This window comes from Jiangella asiatica (genome assembly GCF_004349065.1).
Classification (GTDB): domain Bacteria; phylum Actinomycetota; class Actinomycetes; order Jiangellales; family Jiangellaceae; genus Jiangella; species Jiangella asiatica.
The window spans coordinates 63485-87398 of sequence record NZ_SMKZ01000026.1 but is presented as its reverse complement, the minus strand read 5'-3'; the positions used below and the strand labels follow the sequence as shown (position 1 = coordinate 87398).

Here is a 23914-nt window from a genome sequence, read left to right as displayed (position 1 = left end):
CCGCCCGCCACCCCGACGCCCACGCCGACGTCCACCGGTACACCGCCCCCCACCGAGACTCCGGCGACCGACGGCTGAGCTGTCCCCACCTGTTTTCGCACGCGCCACTCCGCCCGCGAGTGGACCTCGGAATGATCACGTTCAGCACGAGATCACGTGTCGCACCATGCCTGTAGGCCTGGTGATGCACAAGAAGTCCTCGTGATGGCCGGGGAGAGCCTCGGTGGGTCAGCGGTAGTGGCGGCACTCGCCGGTGAACGTCTCGGCCAGGGCTTCACCGAGGGTCCGGCGGGCGACGGCGGGCAGGTCGCGTGATCCGACCCGCCGCTGCGGCTCCAGGTAGAGCTGGTCGCCCAGCCCGTCGACGAGCGCGGCGAGCCGGGTGGCGGCCAGCTCCGCGTCGACGCCCGGCGCGACCTCACCGCATTCCTTGCCGTTGGTGACCGCCGCGCTCAGCCGGCCGCGCAGGTCGGCGGCGGTGGCCCGGGCCACCGAGGCGAGTGAGGGGTTGTCCAGCGCCCTCCCCAGGAAAGCCCGGGCAACGCGGTACTCCCCACGACGGCGCTCGTCCAGCGGCAGCAGCTCGGCCAGGCTGGCCGCGACGACGACCGAGATGGGCTGCCGGCGAGCGTCGCCGTCGGCGATGAGCTGTGCCACTCGGTCTCCGATGTCACCGGTCACCTGCTGGTAGGCGAACAGCAGCAGCTCGTCCTTGCTGGCGAAGTAGTGCTGGACCAGCCCGACGGACACGCCCGCCTCGGCAGCCACCCGCGCCACCGTGGCGGCGTCGAAGCCGTCGGCCGCGACCACACCGACCACCGCGGCAGCGATCTGGCGACGGCGTGCGTCGTGGTCGGCGGTCCGGGGCACGCCATAACCGTATCAGTGTATGGTTACGCCCAAAACCGTACGACTATATGGCTATGGAGGCTTCATGCTCCCCCGCCTCGGCGCCACGGCGCTCGGCACCCTCACTGCCGGCGCCCTCGGGCTCGGCACCATCACCACCGCTGCGCCCACGGCCGTGGCCAGCTCGCCGAGCAAGGCCGCCGAGGTCGAGGCCTACCTGCGCGAGCGGATGGCGGCCACCGACACCCCAGGCCTCGCCTACGCGATCGTCAGCTCCGAATCCATCGAGCAGGTGGGCACCGTGGGGCACGACGGCGCTGGCAGCGCGATCACGCCGTCGACCCCGTTCCTCTGGGGGTCGGTCGCCAAACCCGTCACCGCCACAACTGTCATGACGCTGGTCGAGGCGGGGACGGTGGACCTGGACGCGCCCGTGCGCACCTATCTGCCGGAGTTCACCCTCGCCGACGCCGACTCCAGCGAGCGGATCACCGTCGGCGACTTGCTCGCCCAGACCTCCGGCATCCCGGACGGCACCGACGCGACCGACCGCTTCGACGAGCGGGAGGAGCCGTACGAGGAGGCGGTGGCCGAGCTCGCCGATGTCGAGCCATTGTTCCCACCCGGCGAGCGACACGAGTACTCCAGCGCGAACTACTTGGTGCTCGGCGCCGTCGTCGAGGCGGTGACCGGCCAGGACTTCACCGACTATCTGCACGCGCACGTGCTGGACCCACTGGGCATGACGGGCGTTGTCACCACGCCGGAGGACGCGGCCGCGCGAGTGCCCGACGGCCACGCGTACGCCTTCGGCCGGCCGATCACGGTCACGTCGCACTACGACGTCGCCGGTCCGAGTTACGGCTACCTCGGCGGCACGGTCGAGGATTTGGCGCGTTTCACGATGGACCAATTGGCCGGGCACCACGGTGGTTCGAGAGTCGTCGGTCCCGACTCGATCGCCGATCTGCACGCCGGCACCGCCGCCGTCTCCGACGGTCATGACTACGCTCTCGGCTGGCGCGTCGACGACCGTAACTCCGACCTCGGCACGACGACCATCTGGCACGGCGGTGGCGCACAGGGATACCAGGCGATGACGGTCCTGCTGCCGGAGCTCGACCTCGGCCTCGTGGTCCTGCAGAACATCTACGGGATCTTCCAGGACGGTGAGCTGGCCGGCACCGGACTGGAGGCCGCCCGGGTCCTGGCCGGTGGCACTCCGGAGCCGGTCGGCAGCGACCCGTCGTACGGCGTGGCGCTCGGCGCGCTCGGTGCCGTCCTGCTAGCCGTGGCCACGGCGCTCGGCTGGGCGATCCACCTGCTGCTGCGTTCCCGGGCGGTGCGAGTCAGTGGCGCTGGCGTACCTCGCGGGGGTGACCGGGCCGCGCGCGGCGGGCGGGAGCCTCCGTTTGGTGCCGCTCTATGCGCCGGACGTCGGCTGGATGCTGACCGCGGTCATCGTCGCGGCGTCGGCGCTGGCCGCGGCCCGCTTGACCCTCGGCGTCATCCAGCTGCGCCACCTGTCGGCCGCTGCCGGGCCGCCAGCGCCGCCCAGCCCGTGACGTTGGCGCGCACGGCAGTCCGGAAGACGGCGGCCGGGTCACCGGCCGCGGGCGGAAGCATCTCGCCCAGCTGCAATGACACCAGGCCGTGCACGTTCGCCCACAGTGCGGTCGCGATCGACTCCGGCGCCGGGGAGTCCGGGAACGCGCCGGAGATGACCGCCCGGCGTACGGCGTCGAGCAGCGGCTCGAACGTACGAGCGCCGGCCCGCGCCGCCTTGGGGCCCACCTCGGATGGGCGCACCTCGTCACCGAACATGATCCGGTAGCCGTTGGGGTCTGCCACCGCGCCGTCGCGGTAGGCAAGCCCCAGCCGGACGATGTCCTCGACCGGGTCGTCGCTGACGCCCGCCCGCGCCAGCTGGTCGGCGAACCGCGCGAAGGCCCGTTGGTAGACCGCCGTGACCAGGCCCGACTTGCTGCCGAAGAGCGAATAGACCGCCGCCGTCGACGTTCCGGCCTGGGCCGCGAGTGAGCGCAGGCTCAGTGACCTGACCCCCGTCGAGGAGACGGTCGCGGCCGCCCTGCTCAGCAGGCGGTCGCGGAGTGCGTCGTCGTGAAGTCTCGGTCTACCCACTTGACGAGTGTATCCTAACGGTGTTTCATAACGGTGTTTGGTTATTGACCTCAGGAGGACACACCCATGCTCGAGTTGAGTACAGAGGCGACCCGGCTGGCTGGGATCCTCCTGCTCGCCGCGATCACCATCGAGTCCGGCGGCTGGTACCTGACCCGGATCGCCCGCGGTCATGTCCCGGCGACGGACTTCCAGCGGGCGTTCGCACGGGCCGGACACGGCCACGCCGGCATGTTCGTGACGCTTGGCCTGATCACCGCGATCCTCACCGACGCGACGACGCTGGACGGGTTCGCGGCTTGGGTCGCCCGCAGCGGCGTGCCGGTAGCCGCGATCGTCATGCCGGCCGGGTTCTTCTTCTGCTCGATGGGCCCGGGGCGCACGTCACCGAACAAGCTCATCTGGCTGGTCTGGATCGGCGCGGCGATCCTCGCCGCCGGACTCGCGACGCTCGGAGTCGGACTGCTGGCCGCATAGCCGGACGTCGGACGCCCCGTGGCGTGCTCTCGTGATCTTTTCAGGCCCTCACGAGGACTTCTTGTGCATCACCAGGCTTACAAGCATGGTGCGACATGTGATTTCGTGCTGAACGTGATCATTTCGGTGCCGCGCGCTCACGGGGACGGGACGGAGAAGCTCATTTCGGTGGCTGGGAGCGGTAAACGGCGAGGGCGGAGGGGAAGGCCGGCACCGGCAGGTAGTCACCGGGATCCGGCGTGGCGCCGGCAAGCAGCTCCAGCTGGTCACGCAGCGCGTGAACCTCGGCCTCCAGCTCCATGATCCGCTTGATGCCGACGAGGTTGACGCCGTCCTCCTGGGACAGCCGCTGCACCTCGCGCAGCATCTCGACCTCACGCAGCGAGTAGCGCCGGCCGCCACCGCCGGTACGCCTCGGCGACACCAGGCCGAGCCGGTCGTACTGGCGCAGCGTCTGGGGATGCATGCCGGCCATCTCGGCGGCGACGGAGATGACGTACAACGGCTCGTCGTCGCTGACCCGCCGTGCCGCGCCCGACATCGCCACGATGAAACGTGCCCCGGCCTCCAAGGTCATGCCTCCTTCGCCGCCAGGTTCATCAGCTCGGCCCGGACGTCCTCGCCGGAGGTCGCGGTCTGGAACGTCTCGAGGGCTTCCTTGGCAGCTCCCTGCAGGCTCGGCGGCACCGACACCTCGACGGTGACCAGCAGGTCGCCGCGGGTGCCGTCCTTGCGCGGAGCGCCCCGGCCGCGGACCCGGAACGTGCGCCCGTTGGGCGAGCCCGGTGGCAGGCGCAGGGTCACCGGGCTGCCGCCGAGCGTGGGCACCTTGATCTCAGCACCCAGGGCCGCCTCCGGGAAGGTGACCGGAACGGTGACCGTCAGGTGCTCACCGCGACGGCCGAACACCGGGTGGCTGCCGACGTGGATGACCACGTAGAGGTCGCCCGCCGGGCCGCCGCGCTCGCCCGGCACGCCCTTGCCGCGCAGCCGGATGCGCTGCCCGTCGACCACGCCGGCAGGGATGCGCACGTGCATGACCTTGCTGGTGGTGCCCCGGCCGGAGCCGTTGCACACCGGGCAGGGGTCGTCGACCACCAGGCCGCGACCCTTGCAGTCCTTGCACGGCTCGGCCATGCCGAACCCGCCGGAGTCGGTGCTGGTGAAGCCGGTGCCGGTGCACGTCGGGCAGACCCTGGGGACGGTGCCGGCGCGCGCGCCGGTGCCGGCACACGAGGGGCACGCCGAGGAGCTGGTCAGCTTGAGCGAGATTGTCTTGCCCTCGACCGCCTCGGCGAAGGTGACCGTGACCTCGCGTTCGACGTCGGCGCCGCGGCGGGCTCCCGTGCCGCGGGAGCGGGTGCGCTGGCCGAAGATGCCGCCGAACACGTCGCCCAGGCCACCGCCAGTGCCGGAGCCGGAGAACAGGTCGCCGAGGTCGAAGCCGAACGACCCGCCGCCCCCGCCGCCGCCCGGCGTGCGGATGCCACCGCCGAACAGCGTCCGTGCCTCGTCGTACTGCTTGCGCTTCTCCGGGTCCGACAAGACCGAGTACGCCTCGGAGACGTCCTTGAACCTCTCCTCAGCGGCCTTGTCGTTGGTGTTGCGGTCGGGGTGGAGCTCGCGAGCCAGGGTGCGGTATGCCTTCTTCACGGTCGCCGCGTCGGCGTCTTTCGCGACACCGAGGATCTTGTAATAGTCCTTCTCGATCCAGTCCTTCGTACTCACTCGCTCCTCCCTCCTCTCAGGTTCTGGCGGTGGGCCTCGACCCTCCGCACTCAGGTGCCCTCATTGTCCGCCGAGCCGCCCTCGGTTGTCTGCGGCGTGTCCTCGATCTCGCCCGGCGAGTCCGGCAACGCCTCGGTGGGCTCGGCGACGGCGACCCGAGCCGGCCGGATCACGCGCTCGCCGATGCGGTAGCCCGGCTGCAGGATCTGCGTGGCGGTGGGCACGTCGACGTCATCGGCGTACCCGTGCATCAGCGCCTCGTGGATGGTCGGGTCGAACGCGTCGCCCGGCTCGCCGAAGCGCACCAGGCCGGCCTTGGCGGTGACCGCCTCCAGCGCCTCGCCGACGGACCGGAACGCGCCGTTGAGGTCGCCGTGCTCACGCGCACGGCCGATGTCGTCGAGCACCGACAACAGCTCGTTCAGCACCTCCGCCGTGGCGGTCTCGCGGACCAGCTCCCGGTCGCGCTCGACCCGCCGGCGGTAGTTGACGTACTCCGCCTGCAGCCGGCGCAGGTCGTCCAGCCGCTCGGCCGCCTCGGCGCGGGCCTGGGCGAGCTCCTCCGCCACCGCGTCGGCGGTGGCGGCGGGCGCGCCCGCCGATTCCGGGTCCGCACCGGCCCGACCGGACCCGGGATCGGCGTCGGCCTGGCGCCGCTCGCCGGTCTCGGGGTCGATGCGCCGGCGGTCCCGGATGACCGGCTTCAGCTCCTCCGCGCCCTCCTCGGGACTGTCAGGTCGCTGCGCATCGGTCACTTGTCGTCCTTCTCCTCGTCCACGATCTCGGCCTCGACGACGTCCTCGTCCACATTGTCGCCGGAGGTGGCCGACGAGGCATCGTCACCGGCAGCACCCGCGTCGGCACCTGCGGCGCCGGCGTCGGACGGGGCCTGAGCGCCGGCGTAGAGGGCCGCGCCGAGGGCCTGGAAGGCCGTCTGCAGTCGCTCGGTGCTGGACTTGATGGCGGCCTCGTCGTTGCCCTCCAGCGCCTTCTTGGCCTCGGCCAGCGAGGAGTCGACGTCGTCGCGGACCTCTTGCGAAAGAGTGCCGACCTTCTCGGTGTTGTCGGCGAGGAACTTCTCGGTCTGGTAGACCAGCGACTCGGCCTGGTTGCGGTTCTCCGCGGCCTCGCGGCGCTTGCGGTCCTCTTCGGCGTACTGCTCAGCCTCGCGGACCATGCGGTCGATGTCGTCCTTGGGCAGCGACGACCCGCCGGTGATGGTCATGGACTGCTCGCGCCCGGTGCCGAGATCCTTGGCCGACACGTGCACGATGCCGTTGGCGTCGATGTCGAACGTGACCTCGATTTGTGGGACGCCGCGCGGCGCCGGCGGCAGACCGGTCAGGTCGAACGTGCCGAGCTTCTTGTTGTACGCCGCGATCTCACGCTCGCCCTGGTAGACCTGGATGCCCACGGTCGGCTGGTTGTCGTCGGCGGTGGTGAAGATCTCCGAGCGCTTGGTCGGGATGGTCGTGTTGCGCTCGATCAGCTTGGTCATCACGCCGCCCTTGGTCTCGATGCCCAGGGACAGCGGGGTGACGTCGAGCAGCAGCACGTCCTTGACCTCGCCGCGCAGCACGCCGGCCTGCAAGCTGGCGCCGACGGCGACGACCTCGTCGGGGTTGACGCCCTTGTTGGGCTCCTTGCCGCCGGTCAACTCCTTCACGAGGTCGACGACGGCGGGCATGCGGGTGGAGCCACCCACCAGGACGACGTGGTCGATCTGGTCGACGGAGATGCCGGCGTCACGGATGACGTTCTGGAACGGGGCCTTCGTGCGGGCCAGCAGGTCGACGGTCATCTGCTCGAACTGCGCGCGCGAGAGGGACTCGTCGACGTGGACCGGGTTCTTCTCCGCGTCCTGCGCGATGTACGGCAGCGAGATGGACGTCTGCGTGCTGGACGACAGCTCGATCTTGGCGCGCTCGGCGGCCTCGCGAACCCGCTGCATGGCGATCTTGTCCTTGGACAGGTCGAGCCCGTGCGCGGCCTTGACCTGCGAGATCAGCCAGTCGACGACCTTCTGGTCCCAGTCGTCGCCACCGAGGTGGTTGTCGCCGCTGGTGGCCTTGACCTCGACGACGCCCTCGCCGATCTCGAGCAGCGACACGTCGAACGTGCCGCCACCGAGGTCGAACACCAAGATGGTCTGGTCGTGCTCGCCCTTGTCCAGGCCGTACGCCAGGGCGGCCGCGGTCGGCTCGTTCACGATGCGCAGGACGTTGAGCCCGGCGATCTCACCGGCCTCCTTCGTGGCCTGGCGCTGGGAGTCGTTGAAGTACGCCGGCGTGGTGATGACGGCGTCGGTGATGGTCTCGCCCAGGTAGGCCTCGGCGTCGCGCTTGAGCTTCTGCAGGACGAACGCCGAGATCTGCTGCGCCGTGAACGTCTTGTCGTCGATCTGCTGCTTCCAGTCCGACCCCATGTGCCGCTTCACCGAGCGGATGGTGCGGTCGACGTTGGTGACGGCCTGGCGCTTGGCCACCTCGCCTACCAACACCTCGCCGTTCTTGGCGAAGGCCACGACCGATGGAGTGGTGCGCGACCCCTCGGCGTTGGCGATGACGGTGGGCTCGCCACCCTCCAGAACGGCCACGACGGAGTTCGTCGTGCCCAGGTCGATGCCGACGGCTCGTGCCATGGCGGATACCTCCAGTGTTCGCCTTGCGGTGTTGAGTCAGTATGGCTCAAGTATGGCCGCCGGGTGACCTGAGTCAAAATTCACCTTGAGTCCCGGCGGCTCAACTTCTGTGGGTGTCAACGAGCGACCGGGCGAGAGGATTCCCTCGCCCGCGTCCGCTCCGAGGATTCCCTCAGAATCTGGACGTACCCTGACCCCCATGTACCCGGAGTCCCACGACGATGACGCACCCCGGCGGACCGATCTGCGCACCAAGCTCGTGGCCGCGGTTCTCATCCTCTGCCTCGTCGCCGGCGTCGCGCCGTTCCTGATGAGCCTGGTGTTCTAGCGGCATGGCCGTGGAGCAGGAGACCCGGCCGGCGTCCGTGCGCAGCCGGCTGCTCGGCGTGGACGCCGCCCGCGGGCTGGCGCTGCTCGGCATGATGTCGGTGCACATCATCCCGGCCGTCACCGACACCGGCGAGCTGTCCGCGTCCCGGCTGATCGCCAGCGGCCGCTCCGCCGCCCTGTTCGCGCTGCTGGCCGGGGTCGGGCTGGCCCTGGCAACCGGCGGACGGACGCCTCTGCGCGGCCGGCCGCTGCTGGGCGCGAGCGCCGGGGTGGTCCTGCGGGCGCTGGTGATCTTCCTGGTCGGCCTGTGCCTCGGGGCGCTGGAGTCCGGGGTCGCGGTCATCCTGGCCTACTACGGACTGCTGTTCCTGCTCGCCATCCCGTTCCTCGGGCTCGGGCCGCGCATCCTGCTGCCGCTCGCCGCGGTCTGGGCGGTGGCGGCACCGGTGCTCAACTACGCCTACCGCGAGGGCGCCCCGCCGTCTTCGCACGACGTCCCGACGCTGGACTCGCTGAGCCACCCCGGCGACCTGCTGCGCGAGCTGCTGATGACCGGCTATTACCCGGTCTTCCCGTGGATGGCCTACCTGCTGGCCGGGCTGGGCATCGGCCGGCTGGCGCTCTCGTCCACCCGGGTGGCGACGGCGTTGCTGGCCGGCGGCGCCGCGCTGGCCGCGGCCGCCTGGATCACGTCGACGGTCATCCTGGACCGCGGCGGCCTGGAGCACCTGGAGACCGCCGGCCTGGGTGGCCATCCGGCCAGCCCGGTGGACTTCACCGACCACGTGCTCAACACGTCGTTCTACGGCACCACCCCGACCACCAGCTCGTGGTGGCTGGTGGTCGCGTCACCGCACACCGCCACGCCGTTCGACCTGCTGCACACCATCGGCACCAGCGCCGCCGTGCTCGGCCTGATGCTGCTGATCGCCGCCAGGGCCAGGGTGCTGGTCTGGCCGCTGGCGGCGATCGGCGGCATGACATTCACGCTGTACAGCCTGCACGTCGTGCTGCTGTCCGGCCCGGTTTCCGGCGACGACCTCGATACCTACCTCGTGCACGTCGCGATCATGTTCGCCGTCGCCATCCCGTGGCGGGCGTTCATCGGCCGCGGGCCGCTGGAGGCGCTGGCCGCCTCGATGGCGCGGCTGGGACGCGAGCTGGTGTCGCCCGGCGGCTCACCCAGCGCGTCCGGACCGACCGGCTCCTCAGCGACCCCGCGGCCATAGGACGCTCGGGTCGACGGCCTCGGCCATGGCCTGGTAGCCGGCGTCGCCCGGGTGCAGGTTGTCGCCGGAGTCGTACGCAGGCAGCATCCGCAGCGGGTTGTCCGGGTCGCGCAGGACCGCGTCGAAGTCGACGACGGCGTCGAACGCGCCGGACTCGCGGATCCAGGTGTTGACCGCCGAGCGCACCGCCTCGCGCTCCGGAGTCCACGACCCCCATCCCTGGAACGGCCCGAGCGTGGCGCCGACCACGCGCAGGCCACGGTCGTGGGCCCGCTGGATGATCTGCTCGTACGCGGCGATCAGCGCCTCCGGGTCGTACTGCGAGTTCGGCTGCTGGATGTCGTTGATGCCCTCGAAGACGAACACGGTGCCGACTCCGGTCTGCGTGAGAACGTCGCGGTCGAGGCGGGCCAGCGCGTTGTCGCCCTGGCCTGGGCTGTTGGCATCGAGCAGGAGCCGGTTGCCGCCCATGCCGGCGTTGAGGATGCCGAAGCGATGCGGCCGCGGTTCCTGGAGCATGAGGTCGGCCACGTAGTCCGGCCAGCGGCGGTTGGCGTCGCGGGTTGAGCCGCTGCCGTCGGTGATGGAGTCGCCGAGGAACACGACGGAGCCGGACGCCGGGCCGCGCACGTCGAGCCCGTCGAGGAACCAGAACGACGTCGTCGTGCCCGAGTAGGCCTCGGCACCCAGCGCCGTCGTCTGGTCGCCGGTAGCGATCCAGCCGGTCGAGTGGGCCCCTGCGTGATACGTGGCGGGACCGGTCGGGCCGGGGAGGTAGATGCTGACCAGGACGTCACTGTCGTCGGCGATGCGCAGGCCGACGGGGTCGGAGACCAGCTCGGCGCCGGCCGGGACGGTGACGCGCGGCTCGCCCGAGAACGTCACGGTGTGCAGCGTGTCCGGGTCGACGTCGCCGCGCGCCGCACCCGGCAGCGCCAGCGTCGTCGACTCCACCACCAGGGGCGTCTCACCGTGCACGTTGGTGAGCCGCAGCCGTACCTCCGATCCGCCGACGGAGACGTGCATTCGCTGCCGGATCGTGGTGTCGGTGAAGCCGGCCAGCGCCCGGCCGGACTCACCCTCCGCGACTCCGGTCGCCCAGGTGCCCACCCACCCGGTGGCCGACGACACTGCCGTCGTCGTGGCGGTGAGGTCCCTCGCGGGTGCGTCCGGTGGCGCAGCGGCTTCGGGCAGGGCTCCGGCCGGCCCGGCCACGAGCGCCACGGCGGCCAGCACGGCTGTCACGGGGGCGATCCAGGGGCGAAAGGTCCTCGGCACCGATCGGGTCAGGGGCATGGCGGCTCCTCGTCGAGTCCGCGGCACCCGGCGCGGGCTGCCGGGCGCTCGGCACTCGTGACGCCAGGCGGGCCCGCGCGCGGCACGCCAGGCGTCGTGCGGTGAACGGACGCCGTCGTGCGCCGAACGGCAAGCGGTTTCCATGCCGTACGCCCCGTGATCAGGGAAGGCGCGGGACGGCGCGGGGAGGACGCGCCTGAAACCATACGAAGCACAGGTAATTTACTGGTTCGTTATTGACTTGTCAATGACATCTTATTCCGTGTCATGAGCATTGACCGGCCCTGGTGCTGTCGATACCGTACGTGCCTCCCCATGGTCCGGAATGTCCGGTGGACGTCATCGCCAGGGCGTGACACCGGGATTGAGAACACGGAGGCCACATGTCAGTCAAACGCGCCCTCACCGGTTTCGCCGTCACCGCGCTCGCGGCAACGGCCCTGGTCATCACGCCCGGCGACAATCAGGCCAGCACTGCTGACGCGGCCGCCGAGGATATTCCGGCTCCGGAGGAATTCTTCGGATTCCCGATGGGCACCACCGGAAAGCTCGCGCCTTTCGAGGAGATCAAGGACTACTTCGAGCTCGTGGCCGAGGAGTCGGACAGCGTCGAGTACGAGGTGGCGGGCACCACGACGCTGGGCCACGAATACCCGATCCTGCGCGTCAGCTCCGCGGAGAACCTGGCCCGGCTCGACGAGATCCTGGAGACGAACGAGAAACTCGCTGACCCCCGCTCCGGCCTGAGTGAGAGCCAGGCACGGGCACTGGCGGAGCAGAGCGTGCCGGTGTACTACCTCGAGGCGACGCTGCACTCCAGCGAGGTGGGGAACCTGCCGGCGCTGGTCGACGTCATCCACCGGCTCTCGACCGAGCGGTCGGAGTACGTGCAGAACATCCTCGACAACCTGGTCATCCTGGTGGTGCCGTCCGCGAACCCGGACGGCCAGCACCTCATGATCGACTACTTCAACGAGACCGCGGGGACGGACTACGCACGAACGTATCCAGACCTGTACCACAACTACGTCGGGCACGACAACAACCGCGACTGGATCTTCTTCACCCAGGAGGAGTCGCGCATCCGCACCCGTCTGGAGCAGCAGTACCGCCCGGTGGTCCTGCACTTCATGCACCAGGCCGGCACGAACAGCCCGCGGATGTGGGTGCCGCCGTTCGACGAGCCGCTCGGCCCGAACGTGGACTCCATCGCGATCTCCGCGTCCAACGCGCTCGGCGCCGAGGTCGCGAACGCCGCCGCCGAGGCCGGCCTGCCGGGGGTCAGTACCGACGACGCCTACGGCATCTTCTGGAACGCCGACGTGTTCGGCACCGGGCCCCACCGCGGCGCCTCGCTGTTCCTGCACGAGATCGCCTCGGTGCGGGACCTGGCACTGCCGTTCTCGAACCCCGACGGCACCCCGCCCGGAGCGCGGGACCGCAGCATGCGCACGTTCGACCCGTATACCGAGGCGACCTGGACCCTGGAGCAGATCGTCGAGTACGCCAAGCTCTCGATGTACACAGCGCTGGACAGCGTGGCCAAGGACGCCGACGACTGGCTTTACAACAACCTCTACCAGGTCAACCAGAAGTCCATGGAGCCAGACGGCGGTCCTGAGACGTACATCGTCCCGGCCGGGCAGCGTGATCCGTTCGCCGTCAAGCAGCTGGTGGAGATCTTCGACATCGCCGGCGTCGAGGTCGAGCGCGCGCTGTCGACGGTGCGCGCCGGACGGCAGACCTATCCGGCCGGTTCGCTGCTGATCCACACCCAGCAGCCGATGGGCAGCTGGGTCGAGCAGGTGCTAGAGGTGGACCAGTACCCCGACGCCGCCCGCAAGTGCGCCGACTGCCCGCTGATCATGCCGTACAGCGAAACCACCGACAATCTGCCGATGCTGCTCGGCCTGACGGTGCAGCCGGCCGACGACGCCCGTGTGGCCAGGACCGAGCGGGTCTCCGCGGAGGACATCACAGCGCCGGCGGTCGGCACCGCACCGGACGGCGGCGCCTACCTGGTCGAGCCGACATCGTACGGCCTCACCCACGTGATCGCCCGGCTCCAGGAGAACGACGTCCCGGTGCTGCGGGCGACGGAGGCGTTCCAGGCCGGCGGCACGACGTACGACCCGGGCACGGTCATCGTCCCTGCGACCACCGCCGCGCACGACACCTTGGTCGAGGTCTCAGAGCTGACGGCTCTGCCGGTGGCGGCGACCCCGACGGTGCCCGCGGTGGCCGCGCTGGAGCTGAAGGCGGACACCACGATCGGGCTGATCCGCGGCGCGAACAACATGCCCGGCGGCTGGCTGATGTGGCTGGCCGACACCTACGGGCTGAACTACGAGGTGGTGGAGGCCGACGACTACGCCGACCTCTCGCGGTTCGACACCATCCTCGTCGCGCCGGGGGTCACCAAGGACCGCATCGTCACCGGTTTGAACCCGGCGCTGTATCCCGAGGAGTTCCACTGGGCCCGCGGCGTCGGCGAGGTGGGCTGGCAGGCGCTGGCCAGCTGGGTGGGCGACGGCGGCAACCTGGTGGCCGTCGGCACGGCTGCGGAGACGGCGCGTGAGCTGCTCGGGCTGCCCATCACCAACGCCACTCCCGGCGACCGCGACACGTTCAACGCACCGGGCACGCTGATCAACGCGCAGTTCGACCCGGCCGCCCCGGCCACCTGGGGCATGCCGGCGCAGTGGCCGGTCTGGTTCTACAACAGCCCGGCGTACCGGGTCGACGACCCCGCCGCCGCGGTGGCGTCGACCTACCCGGGCAGCGGGGAACTGCTGGCCAGCGGCTACGCCCACGGGCAGGCGGCGCTGCAGGGCCTGGCCAACGTCGTCACGCTCGACGTGGGCGAGGGCCAGGCAACCGTGGCGGGCGCGGACATCACGTTCCGCAGCTGGCCGAGAGCGGCATGGACCATCGTGTCCAACGCGTTGTACAACGGCCCGGCCACGACGGTTGAGGCCGCGGCCCGGCTGGCTCAGTAGGTCCGACGCGACGCCGCCCCGGCCGCATGCTCGGCGACCGGGGCGGTGTCGTGTCCGGCTGAACTACTCCGTGCCCGGGACGCGTGCGCCGAGCTCGCCGTCCAGCCGCAGCAGGCCGGGGCCGTCCTCGCCGATGAGGTGCAGCCGGCCGAGGATCTCCGACACCGTGGACTCCTCCTCGATCTGCTCCTCGATGAACCAGCTGAGCAGCGGGAGGCTGTCGATGTCGCCCTCGGCCAGCGCCAGCCGGTAGAGCGCGCGGATGGAGTCGGACACGTTCCGCTCGTGCGCCAGGGACGCCTCGAACGCGGCGACCACGGTGGGGCCGGGATCAGCCGGCGCGGGGATGTCGCCGATCTGCGGGCGGTTGCCACGGTCGGTGACGTGCTGGATGAACTTGGCGGCGTGATCCCGCTCCTCGCCGGACTGGATGCGCATCCACGACGCCATGCCGGGAAGGTTGGCGTCCTCGAGCGCGATGGCCAGCTGGAGATAGGCGACCGACGACTCGATCTCCAGGGTGATCTGTTCGGAGAAGGCCTTGGCAAGGGTGTCGTTGAGCTTCATGTGCCCGACGTTAACGCAGCTCAGAGTACATTTCCACGAAGTCGTGCCTATCCTTGCAAAGGTTCGCAGAACCTGCCGCGCCGACGTCGCCACGGCGGCGCGGCAGGCTCTGGCATCCGCCTTCGAGCCGGTCAGCTCGGCCGGACTCGGACGTGAGCGGCCGCGGTGGTGACCGCCTCGATCAACATCGTCTCTTCATCGGCGAACCTCGTGGCCGGCACGAGGACGGCGAGGCAGTAGCGGGAGAACCCAGTGCTCTCGGAGATCGGAGCCGCGATGCAGCAGACTCCCTCGATGTACTCGGCTCGGTCGACGGCGTACCCCTGCCGATGCACCTGCTCGATCTCGGCCTCGAGCCGGGCCACCCGGGTGATGGTGTTGGCCGTCCTGGCCCGCAGCGAGCCGCGCTTGAGCACGACCTCGAGTCGTTCCGGCGGCCCGAAAGCGAGCAGCACCTTGCCCGAGGCGCGGGCGTGGGCGAAGCCGCGCTCTCCGGTTGGCACGATCCCGACTCGGACCGGATTGGTACCCTCCATCGAGCCGACGGCGACGACGTCGCCGCGCAGCCATTCGCTGAGATAGGTGGTCTCACCGGTCACCGAGGTGAGGCGCTCCATGGCCGCGATCAGCGCTGGGTCGGGCCGCAGGCGCCGCTCGACGGCGGCGCCCAGTTCGACCAGGCGGCCGGTGGGGAACAGCCTCCGATCGTCCTTCTCCACATAGCCCGCCTCGATCAACGTGTTCAGCAGGTGATACGTGGTCGCGAGCTCCAGGTCACAGGCGACGGCGACGTCCTTGGCTGTCGGTGGGGACGAGTAGGCGATGACTTCGAGCACGGCCAGTGCCCGGCGCACTGACTGCAAGGTCGTCGGAGGCAAGGTCCTTCCCTTCTCGGAACGGGTGATCGGCGTCATCGCGACGGCCACATCATCCCAGATAGCCAATATCTTTTCATATGATGTCGAACCCTCCTACCTCGAGAACCCTTGCTCGCCAGATCAATAGTATGTAATGCTATTCAAATAGCGGACTTACGAAGGGGTGCCCGTGAAGATCGACTCTGTTCGTGTCGTGATGATCGGCTCCCCGCGCGTCGGCACGAACTGCTGGGTCGAGATCGGCACCGACACCGGACTCGTCGGCATCGGCCAGTCCGGAGGCTGGGGCCATCCCGCGGCCGTTGCGCAGATCCTGCACCGTCTCAGCCCGCTGCTGCGTGGCCAGGATCCGTCGCGGATCGAGCACCTGTGGGCGGCGATGAACCGGGCGCTGCCGTTCCGCGGCAATCTGCTCAGCGCGGCGATGGCCGCCGTCGACTGCGCGCTCTGGGACATCGCGGGCAAGAGCCTCTCGGTTCCGGTGTGGCGGCTGCTGGGCGGTCGAGCCCGCGACCGGGTGCGCTTGCACGCCATCGCGCGCGGCGACGGACCCGACGAGATCGCCGCACGAGTCAAGCAACTCGTGGACGACGGCTTCACCGCCGTCAAGTACGACCCGCTTCCCGACGAATACACCCGGATGTCCCGGCCACGCATGATCGAGGGCCTCCAGACCATGGCCGAGGCGGGTCGCTCGGCTGCCGGCCCTGACGTCGACATCATCTTCGATCTTCATCGCAAGCTCGACCCCGCCGCCGCCGTCGACGCCGTTCATGCACTCTCCGGTTTCCGTCCGCTCTACGTGGAGGATCCGCTTCAGATCGACTCCATCGACGTGCAGGCAGACCTGGGCCGCCGGGTCGGCGTCCCGCTGGCGGTGGGCGAGCGGCTCACCTCCATCTGGGAGTTCCGCCAGCTGCTCGACCGCGATGTCGCGCTGGTTCTGCGGCCGGATGTCGGCCTGGCCGGCGGGATCAGTCACACCAGGAAGATCGCCGCGCTCGCCGAGGCCCATCATTGCCTGCTCTCACCGCACAACTTCCTCGGGCCGGGCATCACCGCGGCCACCCTGCATGTCGCCGTGAGCACGTCCAACCTCCTGACCATGGAATACGTGACGTCCGACGAAGACCCGGCAGAGATCGCTGTGGTCTCCTCGGCGGCTCGGCGCGATGGCGGGCATCTCCTGCCACCTGAGTCGCCAGGCCTGGGCATCGAGATCACAGCCGGCCATGCCGAGGTGATGCCGGCCGAGGAACGACCCCTGACCTGGGCAGGACTGCTGCGTGACGACGGCTCCGTCGCCACGTCCGTCTAGCCCGCAGGCGTCCTGTCGCCGGGGCGCCTTTCCGCCGAGAGATGAGGTACACCATGGCGAACCGCCTGATCCTGCACAACCTCTATGTCCCCAAGGTCGGCGCCGGCGCCGACCTGAAGGCCGCACTCAAAAAGCAGGACGAGGTATGGCGCGAACGAGGGCTGCCCGGCTTCGAACTCTGGAAGCCGTTCGACGGCCCGCACAACGCGATGGTCACGGTGCAGCGCTGGAACAGCTTCACCGAATGGGACGAGACACGCCACACGGTGCCCAAGATCCCGGACTGCCGCTCGGTCGTGTTCGACCTCATCTATCCCACCAACGCCAGCGCCTACCACACGACGATGTACGAGGAGATCAGCGAGCCGTGAGCATCTTGCCGATCTATCTCAGCGAGGCCGATGTCGCCGACCTCCTCGACGCCCGGGGGGCGATCGACGTCCTCGACAGGGCTTTCCGAGCGACGGCCGCCGGAGAGACCGTCAACCGTCCGCGCACCCGAATCCCGCTCGGCCAGTCCACGTACAACCTCATGTCGGCCGGGTGGGCCAGTGAGGGTGTCGTCGGCGCCAAGGTCTACACGGTGTCGGCGCAGGGCGCACCGATGCACATGTTCCTGCACGCCGCCGATGGGAGCGGCCTGCTCGCGGTGCTGGCGGCCGGCCGGATCAGCGGGCTACGGACCGGCGGCGTGTCCGGACTGTCCGCGCGCTACCTGGCGAACGACGGTAACGGCCCGATCGGGGTGATCGGTGCGGGCTTCCAGGCTGCGGCGCAGGTTCGTGGGATCGTCGCGGCCACCGGCGCCGACCGTGTCAACGTCTTCTCACCGAGCTCGGAGCGTCGCGAGGCGTTCGCCCGGCAGATGTCCGACGAGCTGGGAATCGACGTCGTCCCGGTCGGGTCACCGGCCGAAGCCTGTTCGGGAGCGAGGGTGATCGTCACCATCACGAACTCCCCGACACCGGTGCTCGACGCGGCCGACGTACCCCCGGGGAGCCACCTCGTCGCGGCCGGCAACAACACCTGGATGAACACCGAGGTTCCCCCAGAGCTCCTCGGCCGGGCCGCGACGGTCGTCGTCGACGACGTGGATCAGGCACGCCTGGAGTGCGGCGAGCTCATGCGCGCCGCTGACCGTGGCCTTATCTCGTGGGATCGCGTCCGGACGCTCGCCGACGTCGTCTCCGGCGTGGTGCCCGGGAGAACGGCCGCCGACGACATCACTGTCTTCGAGTGGCAGGGCATCGCTCTGGCCGACCTGGCCGTCGCCCACCACCTGTACAAGGCCGCCAAGGACAAGGGCCGCGGCACGCCTCTGGAGTGAGCACGGCGGACGTGGCGCGGGTGTGTCACCCGCGCCACTTTGCTCCATATAGTTGATTTTGATTCATATGCTTGACATCCTCGCGTTCTAGGCAAAGAATCGCGTCACGGCCGTGGGCGCCGCCAGATGCCACGGTGAGTCCCGCTCATGCCGTGCCCTCAGGCGTGTTCGTCAGGGCGCCGTGACCAGACGGCTGCGCGCTCGCCCCCCGACGCGATCGCTGAGCGGCGTTGAGGACGGCGACCTTCGTCATCGATGACCGCCGCTGGACGGCGTCGCGGTACACCCGAACGAAAGGACGACATCAATGAAGATCTTGCTCGTCGGTGGTTCCGGAATGGTGGGGACGTTCCTCGCGCCGTACCTGATCAAGGAGGGTCACGAGCTCCGCGTCCTGGACGTCAACCAGCCGACCGCGGAGGGCGTTGAGTACCACCAAGGCTCGATCAGTGACCCCGACGCGGTGCGCAAGGCGTTGACCGGCTGTGACACGTTCATCAACCTGGTGATGCAAGGCCGGCAGGGCGGTGACGACAGCTACCAGACGATCGAGCTGATCCAGTCGAACTACGAGGTCAACACCCTCGGCCTACACCTCGTGCTCTACATCGCCCAGGAGATGGGCATCAAGCACGGCCTGCACACCAGCACCATGACGGTCCACTACCGGGACCGGAGGTGGTACTGGCAGGAGGAGTTCGTGCCGCGCGACACTCCCAGCGTCTATGGCGTGACCAAGGCGCTCGGCGAGCAGATCTGCGAATACTTCGCCCGCTGGTTCGACATGAACATCATCGCGCTGCGCATCACCGTGCCTCGCACCCGCGAGGACTACCTGGCCGAGCGCCGGGCCCGGCCGGCCGACTTCGACGGTCCCAAGTTCGTCCTGGACGAGGAGGACCTGGCCGCGGCCTACATCGCTGCACTGCGCGTCGTGCAGGTCGGTCACGGCCGGTTCGACGCCGTCTTCCTCTCCGGCGACGAGCTGGAACAGCACCACAACCAGACCAAGGCGCGCCAGCTGCTCGGCTGGGAGCCGCAGTCGCAGCAATACGTCACCCGCGGCTGAGCGCCCGGCGCCATGAGTACAACGGAGTACGCGATCAGGCCGCCGGAGACCGTGACCGGCGAGGCCAGTGCCAAGCGGCGACGCCGCAGCGAGAACAGAGCCGGCTACCTGTTCCTGGCTCCATGGCTGATCGGCCTCGTGGTCATCACGCTGGGGCCGATGATCGCCTCACTGTACCTGTCGTTCACCGAGTACAGCCTGATCCGCGAGCCGGTGTGGGTGGGCCTGCAGAACTACATCGAGCTGTTCACCGAGAACCGGCGGTTCCTCAACACGATCAGGGTGACCGCGATCTACGTCGCGGTCGGCGTGCCGCTGCAGCTCATGTTCGCCCTGGCTCTCGCGCTCGTGCTCGACCGCGGAGTCCGCGGCCTCTCGGTGTTCCGGGCCATCTTCTACCTGCCGTCATTGCTCGGCGGCAGCGTCGCGGTGGCACTGCTGTGGCGGCAGGTCTTCGGCCGTGACGGCCTGTTCAACGCCGTCCTCGGGATCTTCGGCATCGAAGGCCAGAGCTGGATCGGCTCACCTGACACCGCGCTGTGGACGCTGATCCTGCTGCTCGTCTGGCAGTTCGGTTCCCCGATGGTCATCTTCCTCGCCGGCCTCCGGCAGATCCCGACCGAACTGTACGAAGCGGCCGAGGTGGACGGCGCCGGCCGGGTCCGCAAGTTCGTGTCGATCACCTTGCCCTTGCTGTCGCCGATCATCTTCTTCAACATCGTGCTGCAGATGATCGGCGCGTTCCAGGCGTTCACTTCGGCCTACGTCGTCAGCGGCGGGACCGGGGGACCGAACGACTCGACGCTCTTCTACACGCTGTACCTCTACCAGGAGGGATTCCAGTTCCTCCGGATGGGCTCGGCCTCGGCTATGGCCTGGATCCTGTTGGTCGTCATCGGGGCGGTCACCGCTGTGAACTTCATCGCCTCCCGGTATTGGGTCTTCTACAATGACCGCTAGCCTTCGCGCCTCCATCGAGGCGCCACCTGTCACCGGCCGTCGACGTTCGCGCCGCACGTGGCTCGTCACCGTGCTCCTGTGCCTGGCCAGCGTGGCCATGCTGTACCCATTGCTGTGGATGCTGGCCAGCTCGTTCAAGCCGGCCGACCAGATCTTCGGCACCGCGTCCTTCTGGCCGCAGCAGTGGATCATCGACCATTACGCCGACGGCTGGAACTCGTTCGGGTTCACCTTCGGCCGCTATTTCGTCAACTCGTTCATCGTGGCCGCCGGCGCCATCGTCGGGAACCTGCTCTCGTGCTCGCTGGCCGCCTATGCCTTCGCCAGGATCGACTTCAAGTTCAAGAAGTTCTGGCTCGCGGTGATGCTGATGACCATCATGCTGCCCTATCACGTGGTGGTACTTCCGCAGTACATCATGTTCCAGGAGTTCGGCTGGCTGAACACGTTCTTCCCGCTGGTCGTCCCGAAGTTCCTGGCCACCGACGCGTTCTTCGTCTTCCTCATGGTGCAGTTCATCCGGGGTCTGCCGCGGAGCCTGGACGAGGCCGCGCGCATCGACGGCTGCAACCGGCTGCAGATCTTCCTGCGGATCATCCTGCCGTTGATCCGCCCGGCCCTGGCCACGACGGCGATCTTCACGTTCATCTGGACCTGGAACGACTTCTTCACGCCGCTGATCTACCTGACCGACCCGGCGATGTACACCGTCCCGCTCGGACTGAACGCGTTCCTCGACTCCACCGGAGAATCGGCGTGGGGCTCACTGTTCGCGATGGCCGTGCTCTCGCTCGGGCCAGTGCTGGGCTTTTTCATCGTCGCCCAGAAGTATCTCGTCCGAGGCATCGCGACCACCGGGTTGAAGTGAGGGCGAGTCGGTCATGGCATTGCCGATCGTCACGATCGCGATGGATCCCCGGCGCTGGGACGAGATGTTGGCGCCGGCGGACCTGGACCGGCTTCGACAGCTCGCCGACGTGCGGCTCGTGGAGTTCGGTGCTCCGTCGACCATCGAGGCTGCTCCGGCGCTGGACCCGGCCGAGGAGGAACGACTGGCCGACGCCGCCCGGTCGTCCTCGGCCCTGGTGGTCGCGCACGGGTCACCGTGCGTCACCGAGGCGGTCCTGGCCTCGGCGGACCTGCTGGGCTTCGTCGGCGAACTGGAGGGCGACCGCTTCGGCGGCCGGATCGACGTCGAGGCGGCCAGCCGGCGCGGCATCTCGGTGGTCGACACGACACACGGCTCCTCCGGACCGGTCGCAGAGTTCGCGCTGGCACTGGCCATCCTCGGGCTGCGCGACACCTGGCGCTACGCCCGGCGGCTCCAGGCCGGCAACGCGGTCCAGCCCACGGCCAGGACCGAACCGGACCGGCTGGTCAACAACGAACTGAACGCGTGCACGGTGGGGTTGGTCGGGTTCGGCAACATCGGCTGGCGACTGGTCGAGCTGTTGCGCCCGTTCGGCTGTCCCGTGCTGGCATACGACCCGTTCGCTCCGCGGCAGCTCGCCCCGGCCATGGGGGTGTCGTTCGCCCGGTCCTTGGAGACGGTGTTCTCGGCGTGCGACGTCGTCGTCAGCCTGGTGCCGCTGACACCGGCGACCACCCGCCTGATCCGGGGCGACCTCCTGCGCCGGATGCGGCCCGGGGCGGTGTTCGTGAACGTGTCGCGCGGCGGCGTCGTTGACACCGACGAGATGGTGGCCGTTGCCACCGAGGACCGCCACGTCTTCTGCCTCGACGTGCTGGAGCCCGAGCCGATACCCGTCGGTCACCCGCTCCGTGCGCTGCCGAACGTCTTCCTCACACCTCATCTGGCCGGTGCTACTGGCCAGTCCAGGCGGCGGTTCTTCCAGTTCATGGTCGATGAGCTCGTCCGGCACTTCTCCGGCCTGGAGCCACACGCCCAGCTCACCGCGGACGTGCTGGCCGGGCGAGGAGTGCGCACCTCCGCCGCTGTTCCATCGTCCAGCACGACCCAGGAGGAGTAACCGCATGTCGGTCATCGTCGGCGCCTATGCCACCGCCCCGCGACCCATCGAGTCCACAGCGCAGTTCGACCGGTACGTCGCCGACGTTCTGTCGCTGCCGGGGGTCGCCGGGCTCGAGGTTCCCTACCAGAACCCGGAGTCGCCGTGGAACGACATCGGCTACCTGACCAGCACCAGCACATCGAGCACGCATGTGCTGACGTTGATCCCGGCGCTGGTGTCGGCCCTGGCCAGCTCGCCTCGGCTCGGCCTGGCCTCGGTCGACGACGATGGCCGACGCGCCGCCCTGGAGCTGGTGCGCGGCGCTCACCGGTTCGTCCAGGACGTCAACGCCAAGGGCGGGGGAGCGTTCACCCACGTGGAGCTGCACTCCTCGCCGCGCCGGCAGGACGCCTCGGCCGACGCCCTGCGCCGCTCACTCGACGAGATCGCGACCTGGGACTGGGGACCGGTCAGCCTCACCATCGAACACTGTGACGCCGACACTGGAGCGCACGAGCCGGCCAAGGGTTTCCTGCCGCTCGACGACGAGATCGCGGTGGCTCGCGAGCGCGGTCTCGGCATGGTGCTGAACTGGGGACGCTCGGCCATCGAGGCACGCGACGCGGCCGGTGCGGCACGGCACGTCGATACCGCGGTGGCCGCCGGCGTGCTGACCGGGGTGGTGTTCTCGGGCGCGTCACCGGAGCCGAGCGCCTACGGTCCGGGCTGGGGCGACTGGCACCTGCCGATTCGCGCCTGGGGCACCGGGCCGGTGGCCGCAGAGGCCGCGACGAGCCTGCTCACCCCGGCTGAGGTGGCCGACTGCGTCGCTCGGGCCACCGCGGCCCCCGAGCTGGCCTTCGTCGGCGTAAAGGTGGCACCGCCGTCGTTCGCCACGGTCCCACAGCGGGTGGAGCTGCTGGCGGCCAACCTGGCCATCGTCGCCGGGGCGGTCGCCCAGGCCCGCGACGCGTGATCGTCGACGCACACTGCCACGCCTGGCGGCGCTGGCCGTACGAGACCGCTCCGCTGGACTGCACGGCCGAGGCGCTTCTCCGTGCTCTGGACGAGCACGGGGTCGACCATGCTCTCGTGGTGGCGGCGCGTATCGGCCGGCCAGGCGCCCACAACGACGACAACAACGCATATGTGGGCGCCGCCGTGGCACGGTGGCCCGACCGGTTGTCGCTCGCGGTCGAGGTCGACGGACATTGGTCGGCCGAATACGGCTCGGCCGGCGCCGCGGACCGGCTGGACCGCGTTGCCGCCGACCATCCGGTGGCGGCGGTGGCGCTGTACCCGGCGCCGGGAGCCGACGGGTGGCTCGACCACGGACCTGGAGCGGACCTCGTGCACCGAGCGGGCGAGCTCGGCCTGCCGGTCTCGGCGGCCGTGACGCCCCAACGTCGCGGCGAGCTCCGGAACGTCGCACGGCGGCACCCCGGCGTCACGTTCCTGCTCCACCACCTCGGCCTGCCGAGCCGAGGCCGGGACGGCGGCGCGCACGCACTCGCCGATGCCTATGCAGACCTCGACAACGTCTACCTGAAGCTGTCCGGCCTGCACTATGCCGATGCGACCGAGCGCTTCCCCTACCCAGGTGTATGGGCCGGTGTCGTGGAGCCGTTGCTCGCCCGGCTCGGCCCGGGCAGGCTCGTCTGGGGCTCGGACTTCCCCGCCTACCGGCAGCGCGCGACCTACACTCAGGCTCGTGACGTATTGGAGCCGTCCGGCGCGACCGCCTGCCCCGGCCGCGAGCTCATCGCTGGGAACACGTTGGCTCGGCTGCTCGGACTCGGCTGAGCTGGGTCGGGCACTGGCCGGAGTCAGAACGCGACTTGGACGGCCACTCGCTCGGCAATCAGCGGACGCAGGACCGTGGTCTGGATCTCCTTGTGCCCGGCGTCGTCTCGGTAGCGGCGGTACCCGTCGGCGTCGTCGAACTCGGCCACGATGGCGAAGTCGTGGTTACCCGGTTCGCCGAGCGCGTCCGCACCGAAGCTGTACGCCTTGATGTCCGGCACGGTCGCCGGGAATCCGTCCAGCACCGTGCACAGGTGGTCGACCTGGTCGGCGGTGACGCCGTCCTTCCAGCGGAACAGCGCAATGTGCCGGATCATCGGATCTCCTC

The 23914-nt window shown here is 69.5% G+C and carries 23 protein-coding genes and 1 pseudogene; 14 read left to right on the top strand and 10 right to left on the bottom strand.

The genetic code is table 11. The annotated features are described in order from the left end of the window. Window positions 1-228: 228 nt before the first annotated feature. A complete protein-coding gene (locus E1269_RS18370) occupies window positions 229-870 on the bottom strand; it encodes a TetR/AcrR family transcriptional regulator (protein WP_131897145.1) in 642 nt (213 codons plus the stop codon). A gap of 19 nt (window positions 871-889) precedes the next feature. On the opposite strand from E1269_RS18370, the pseudogene E1269_RS34325 reads away from it, so the two are divergent. After that, window positions 890-1945 (top strand): annotated as a pseudogene (locus E1269_RS34325) (serine hydrolase domain-containing protein); the annotation flags it as partial. A gap of 410 nt (window positions 1946-2355) precedes the next feature. Here the strand turns inward: E1269_RS34325 and E1269_RS34320 are convergent. Beyond that, entirely contained in the window at window positions 2356-3165 is an 810-nt protein-coding gene (locus E1269_RS34320; protein WP_420810649.1) for a TetR/AcrR family transcriptional regulator, read from the bottom strand. On the opposite strand from E1269_RS34320, the gene E1269_RS18355 reads away from it, so the two are divergent. Then, window positions 3058-3468 carry a hypothetical protein gene (locus E1269_RS18355; RefSeq protein ID WP_131897139.1) on the top strand — a complete coding sequence of 137 codons (411 nt, stop codon included), beginning with the start codon at window positions 3058-3060 and terminating at the stop codon, window positions 3466-3468. The genes E1269_RS34320 and E1269_RS18355 overlap by 108 nt on opposite strands. A gap of 160 nt (window positions 3469-3628) precedes the next feature. Here the strand turns inward: E1269_RS18355 and E1269_RS18350 are convergent, their stop codons facing one another. The 4 genes from E1269_RS18350 to dnaK are packed head-to-tail and all read right to left on the bottom strand — an operon-like array spanning window position 3629 to window position 7837. Continuing rightward, window positions 3629-4009, bottom strand: a complete 381-nt coding sequence (locus tag E1269_RS18350; RefSeq protein WP_131897153.1) for a heat shock protein transcriptional repressor HspR — start codon at window positions 4007-4009, stop codon at window positions 3629-3631. Window positions 4010-4041: 32 nt separating this feature from the next. Continuing rightward, window positions 4042-5196: a molecular chaperone DnaJ gene (gene dnaJ, locus E1269_RS18345; protein ID WP_131897137.1), complete on the bottom strand. Its 1155-nt coding sequence runs from the start codon at window positions 5194-5196 to the stop codon at window positions 4042-4044. Window positions 5197-5246: 50 nt separating this feature from the next. Then, window positions 5247-5951 (bottom strand): nucleotide exchange factor GrpE, encoded by a 705-nt coding sequence (gene grpE / locus E1269_RS18340; RefSeq protein WP_239000948.1) that lies wholly within the window; start codon window positions 5949-5951, stop codon window positions 5247-5249. After that, entirely contained in the window at window positions 5948-7837 is a 1890-nt protein-coding gene (gene dnaK / locus E1269_RS18335; protein ID WP_131897135.1) for a molecular chaperone DnaK, read from the bottom strand. Before dnaK ends, grpE begins: the two co-directional genes overlap by 4 nt. A gap of 199 nt (window positions 7838-8036) precedes the next feature. Between dnaK and E1269_RS33865 the strand changes: the two genes are divergently transcribed. Together E1269_RS33865 and E1269_RS18330 are read left to right on the top strand one after the other, a co-directional pair. Then, window positions 8037-8165: a hypothetical protein gene (locus E1269_RS33865; RefSeq protein ID WP_275264608.1), complete on the top strand. Its 129-nt coding sequence runs from the start codon at window positions 8037-8039 to the stop codon at window positions 8163-8165. Between the two features lie 4 nt (window positions 8166-8169). Beyond that, a complete protein-coding gene (locus E1269_RS18330; RefSeq protein WP_131897133.1) occupies window positions 8170-9396 on the top strand; it encodes a heparan-alpha-glucosaminide N-acetyltransferase domain-containing protein in 1227 nt (408 codons plus the stop codon). Here E1269_RS18330 and E1269_RS18325 read toward each other — a convergent pair. After that, window positions 9376-10692 carry an SGNH/GDSL hydrolase family protein gene (locus tag E1269_RS18325; RefSeq protein ID WP_131897131.1) on the bottom strand — a complete coding sequence of 439 codons (1317 nt, stop codon included), beginning with the start codon at window positions 10690-10692 and terminating at the stop codon, window positions 9376-9378. The two genes, E1269_RS18330 and E1269_RS18325, sit on opposite strands and share 21 nt — an antisense overlap. A gap of 383 nt (window positions 10693-11075) precedes the next feature. Between E1269_RS18325 and E1269_RS18320 the strand changes: the two genes are divergently transcribed. Further along, window positions 11076-13691, top strand: a complete 2616-nt coding sequence (locus tag E1269_RS18320) for a M14 family zinc carboxypeptidase (protein WP_131897129.1) — start codon at window positions 11076-11078, stop codon at window positions 13689-13691. Window positions 13692-13754: 63 nt separating this feature from the next. Here the strand turns inward: E1269_RS18320 and E1269_RS18315 are convergent, their stop codons facing one another. Then, window positions 13755-14258, bottom strand: a complete 504-nt coding sequence (locus E1269_RS18315; RefSeq protein ID WP_131897127.1) for a ferritin — start codon at window positions 14256-14258, stop codon at window positions 13755-13757. Window positions 14259-14389: 131 nt separating this feature from the next. Further along, a complete protein-coding gene (locus E1269_RS18310; RefSeq protein WP_162606490.1) occupies window positions 14390-15136 on the bottom strand; it encodes an IclR family transcriptional regulator in 747 nt (248 codons plus the stop codon). Between the two features lie 169 nt (window positions 15137-15305). Here E1269_RS18310 and E1269_RS18305 point away from each other — a divergent pair, with 169 nt between their 5' ends. The 9 genes from E1269_RS18305 to E1269_RS18270 all read left to right on the top strand — a co-directional run bounded on the left by E1269_RS18305 (window position 15306) and on the right by E1269_RS18270 (window position 23586). Beyond that, the gene (locus E1269_RS18305) at window positions 15306-16454 is read left to right on the top strand and encodes a mandelate racemase/muconate lactonizing enzyme family protein (RefSeq protein WP_131897123.1); all 1149 of its coding nucleotides are present in this window, start codon (window positions 15306-15308) and stop codon (window positions 16452-16454) included. A 53-nt stretch (window positions 16455-16507) separates the two neighbouring features. Then, window positions 16508-16825, top strand: a complete 318-nt coding sequence (locus E1269_RS32350) for a hypothetical protein (protein ID WP_162606489.1) — start codon at window positions 16508-16510, stop codon at window positions 16823-16825. Further along, window positions 16822-17781 (top strand): ornithine cyclodeaminase family protein, encoded by a 960-nt coding sequence (locus E1269_RS18300; protein WP_162606488.1) that lies wholly within the window; start codon window positions 16822-16824, stop codon window positions 17779-17781. The genes E1269_RS32350 and E1269_RS18300 overlap by 4 nt, the downstream gene beginning before the upstream one ends. Window positions 17782-18088: 307 nt before the next feature. Next, window positions 18089-18850 (top strand): NAD-dependent epimerase/dehydratase family protein, encoded by a 762-nt coding sequence (locus E1269_RS18295; RefSeq protein WP_131897119.1) that lies wholly within the window; start codon window positions 18089-18091, stop codon window positions 18848-18850. A 12-nt stretch (window positions 18851-18862) separates the two neighbouring features. After that, window positions 18863-19810 (top strand): carbohydrate ABC transporter permease, encoded by a 948-nt coding sequence (locus E1269_RS18290; RefSeq protein WP_131897117.1) that lies wholly within the window; start codon window positions 18863-18865, stop codon window positions 19808-19810. Next, window positions 19800-20678, top strand: coding sequence for a carbohydrate ABC transporter permease (locus tag E1269_RS18285; protein WP_131897115.1), 879 nt, complete (start codon window positions 19800-19802; stop codon window positions 20676-20678). The genes E1269_RS18290 and E1269_RS18285 overlap by 11 nt, the downstream gene beginning before the upstream one ends. A 13-nt stretch (window positions 20679-20691) precedes the next feature. Then, window positions 20692-21801, top strand: coding sequence for an NAD(P)-dependent oxidoreductase (locus E1269_RS18280; RefSeq protein WP_131897113.1), 1110 nt, complete (start codon window positions 20692-20694; stop codon window positions 21799-21801). Between the two features lie 4 nt (window positions 21802-21805). Continuing rightward, window positions 21806-22759, top strand: coding sequence for a DUF4862 family protein (locus E1269_RS18275; RefSeq protein WP_162606487.1), 954 nt, complete (start codon window positions 21806-21808; stop codon window positions 22757-22759). Next, complete coding sequence (locus tag E1269_RS18270; protein ID WP_162606486.1) at window positions 22756-23586, top strand: amidohydrolase family protein; 831 nt, start codon at window positions 22756-22758, stop codon at window positions 23584-23586. The genes E1269_RS18275 and E1269_RS18270 overlap by 4 nt, the downstream gene beginning before the upstream one ends. Window positions 23587-23609: 23 nt before the next feature. Here the strand turns inward: E1269_RS18270 and E1269_RS18265 are convergent, their stop codons facing one another. Further along, a complete protein-coding gene (locus tag E1269_RS18265; RefSeq protein ID WP_131897107.1) occupies window positions 23610-23903 on the bottom strand; it encodes a Dabb family protein in 294 nt (97 codons plus the stop codon). Window positions 23904-23914 lie beyond the last annotated feature (11 nt).

Coding starts and splice junctions, on each gene's coding strand:
- E1269_RS18355 (WP_131897139.1), top strand. CDS start 3,058: ATGCTCGAGTTGAGTACAGAGGCGACCCGGCTGGCTGGGATCCTCCTG.
- E1269_RS34320 (WP_420810649.1), bottom strand. CDS start 3,165: ATGACCGCGGGCGATCCGGGTCAGGTACCAGCCGCCGGACTCGATGGT.
- E1269_RS18350 (WP_131897153.1), bottom strand. CDS start 4,009: ATGTCGGGCGCGGCACGGCGGGTCAGCGACGACGAGCCGTTGTACGTC.
- dnaK (WP_131897135.1), bottom strand. CDS start 7,837: ATGGCACGAGCCGTCGGCATCGACCTGGGCACGACGAACTCCGTCGTG.
- E1269_RS33865 (WP_275264608.1), top strand. CDS start 8,037: ATGTACCCGGAGTCCCACGACGATGACGCACCCCGGCGGACCGATCTG.
- E1269_RS18330 (WP_131897133.1), top strand. CDS start 8,170: ATGGCCGTGGAGCAGGAGACCCGGCCGGCGTCCGTGCGCAGCCGGCTG.
- E1269_RS18325 (WP_131897131.1), bottom strand. CDS start 10,692: ATGCCCCTGACCCGATCGGTGCCGAGGACCTTTCGCCCCTGGATCGCC.
- E1269_RS18320 (WP_131897129.1), top strand. CDS start 11,076: ATGTCAGTCAAACGCGCCCTCACCGGTTTCGCCGTCACCGCGCTCGCG.
- E1269_RS18315 (WP_131897127.1), bottom strand. CDS start 14,258: ATGAAGCTCAACGACACCCTTGCCAAGGCCTTCTCCGAACAGATCACC.
- E1269_RS32350 (WP_162606489.1), top strand. CDS start 16,508: ATGGCGAACCGCCTGATCCTGCACAACCTCTATGTCCCCAAGGTCGGC.
- E1269_RS18295 (WP_131897119.1), top strand. CDS start 18,089: ATGAAGATCTTGCTCGTCGGTGGTTCCGGAATGGTGGGGACGTTCCTC.
- E1269_RS18290 (WP_131897117.1), top strand. CDS start 18,863: ATGAGTACAACGGAGTACGCGATCAGGCCGCCGGAGACCGTGACCGGC.
- E1269_RS18285 (WP_131897115.1), top strand. CDS start 19,800: ATGACCGCTAGCCTTCGCGCCTCCATCGAGGCGCCACCTGTCACCGGC.
- E1269_RS18280 (WP_131897113.1), top strand. CDS start 20,692: ATGGCATTGCCGATCGTCACGATCGCGATGGATCCCCGGCGCTGGGAC.
- E1269_RS18275 (WP_162606487.1), top strand. CDS start 21,806: ATGTCGGTCATCGTCGGCGCCTATGCCACCGCCCCGCGACCCATCGAG.
- E1269_RS18265 (WP_131897107.1), bottom strand. CDS start 23,903: ATGATCCGGCACATTGCGCTGTTCCGCTGGAAGGACGGCGTCACCGCC.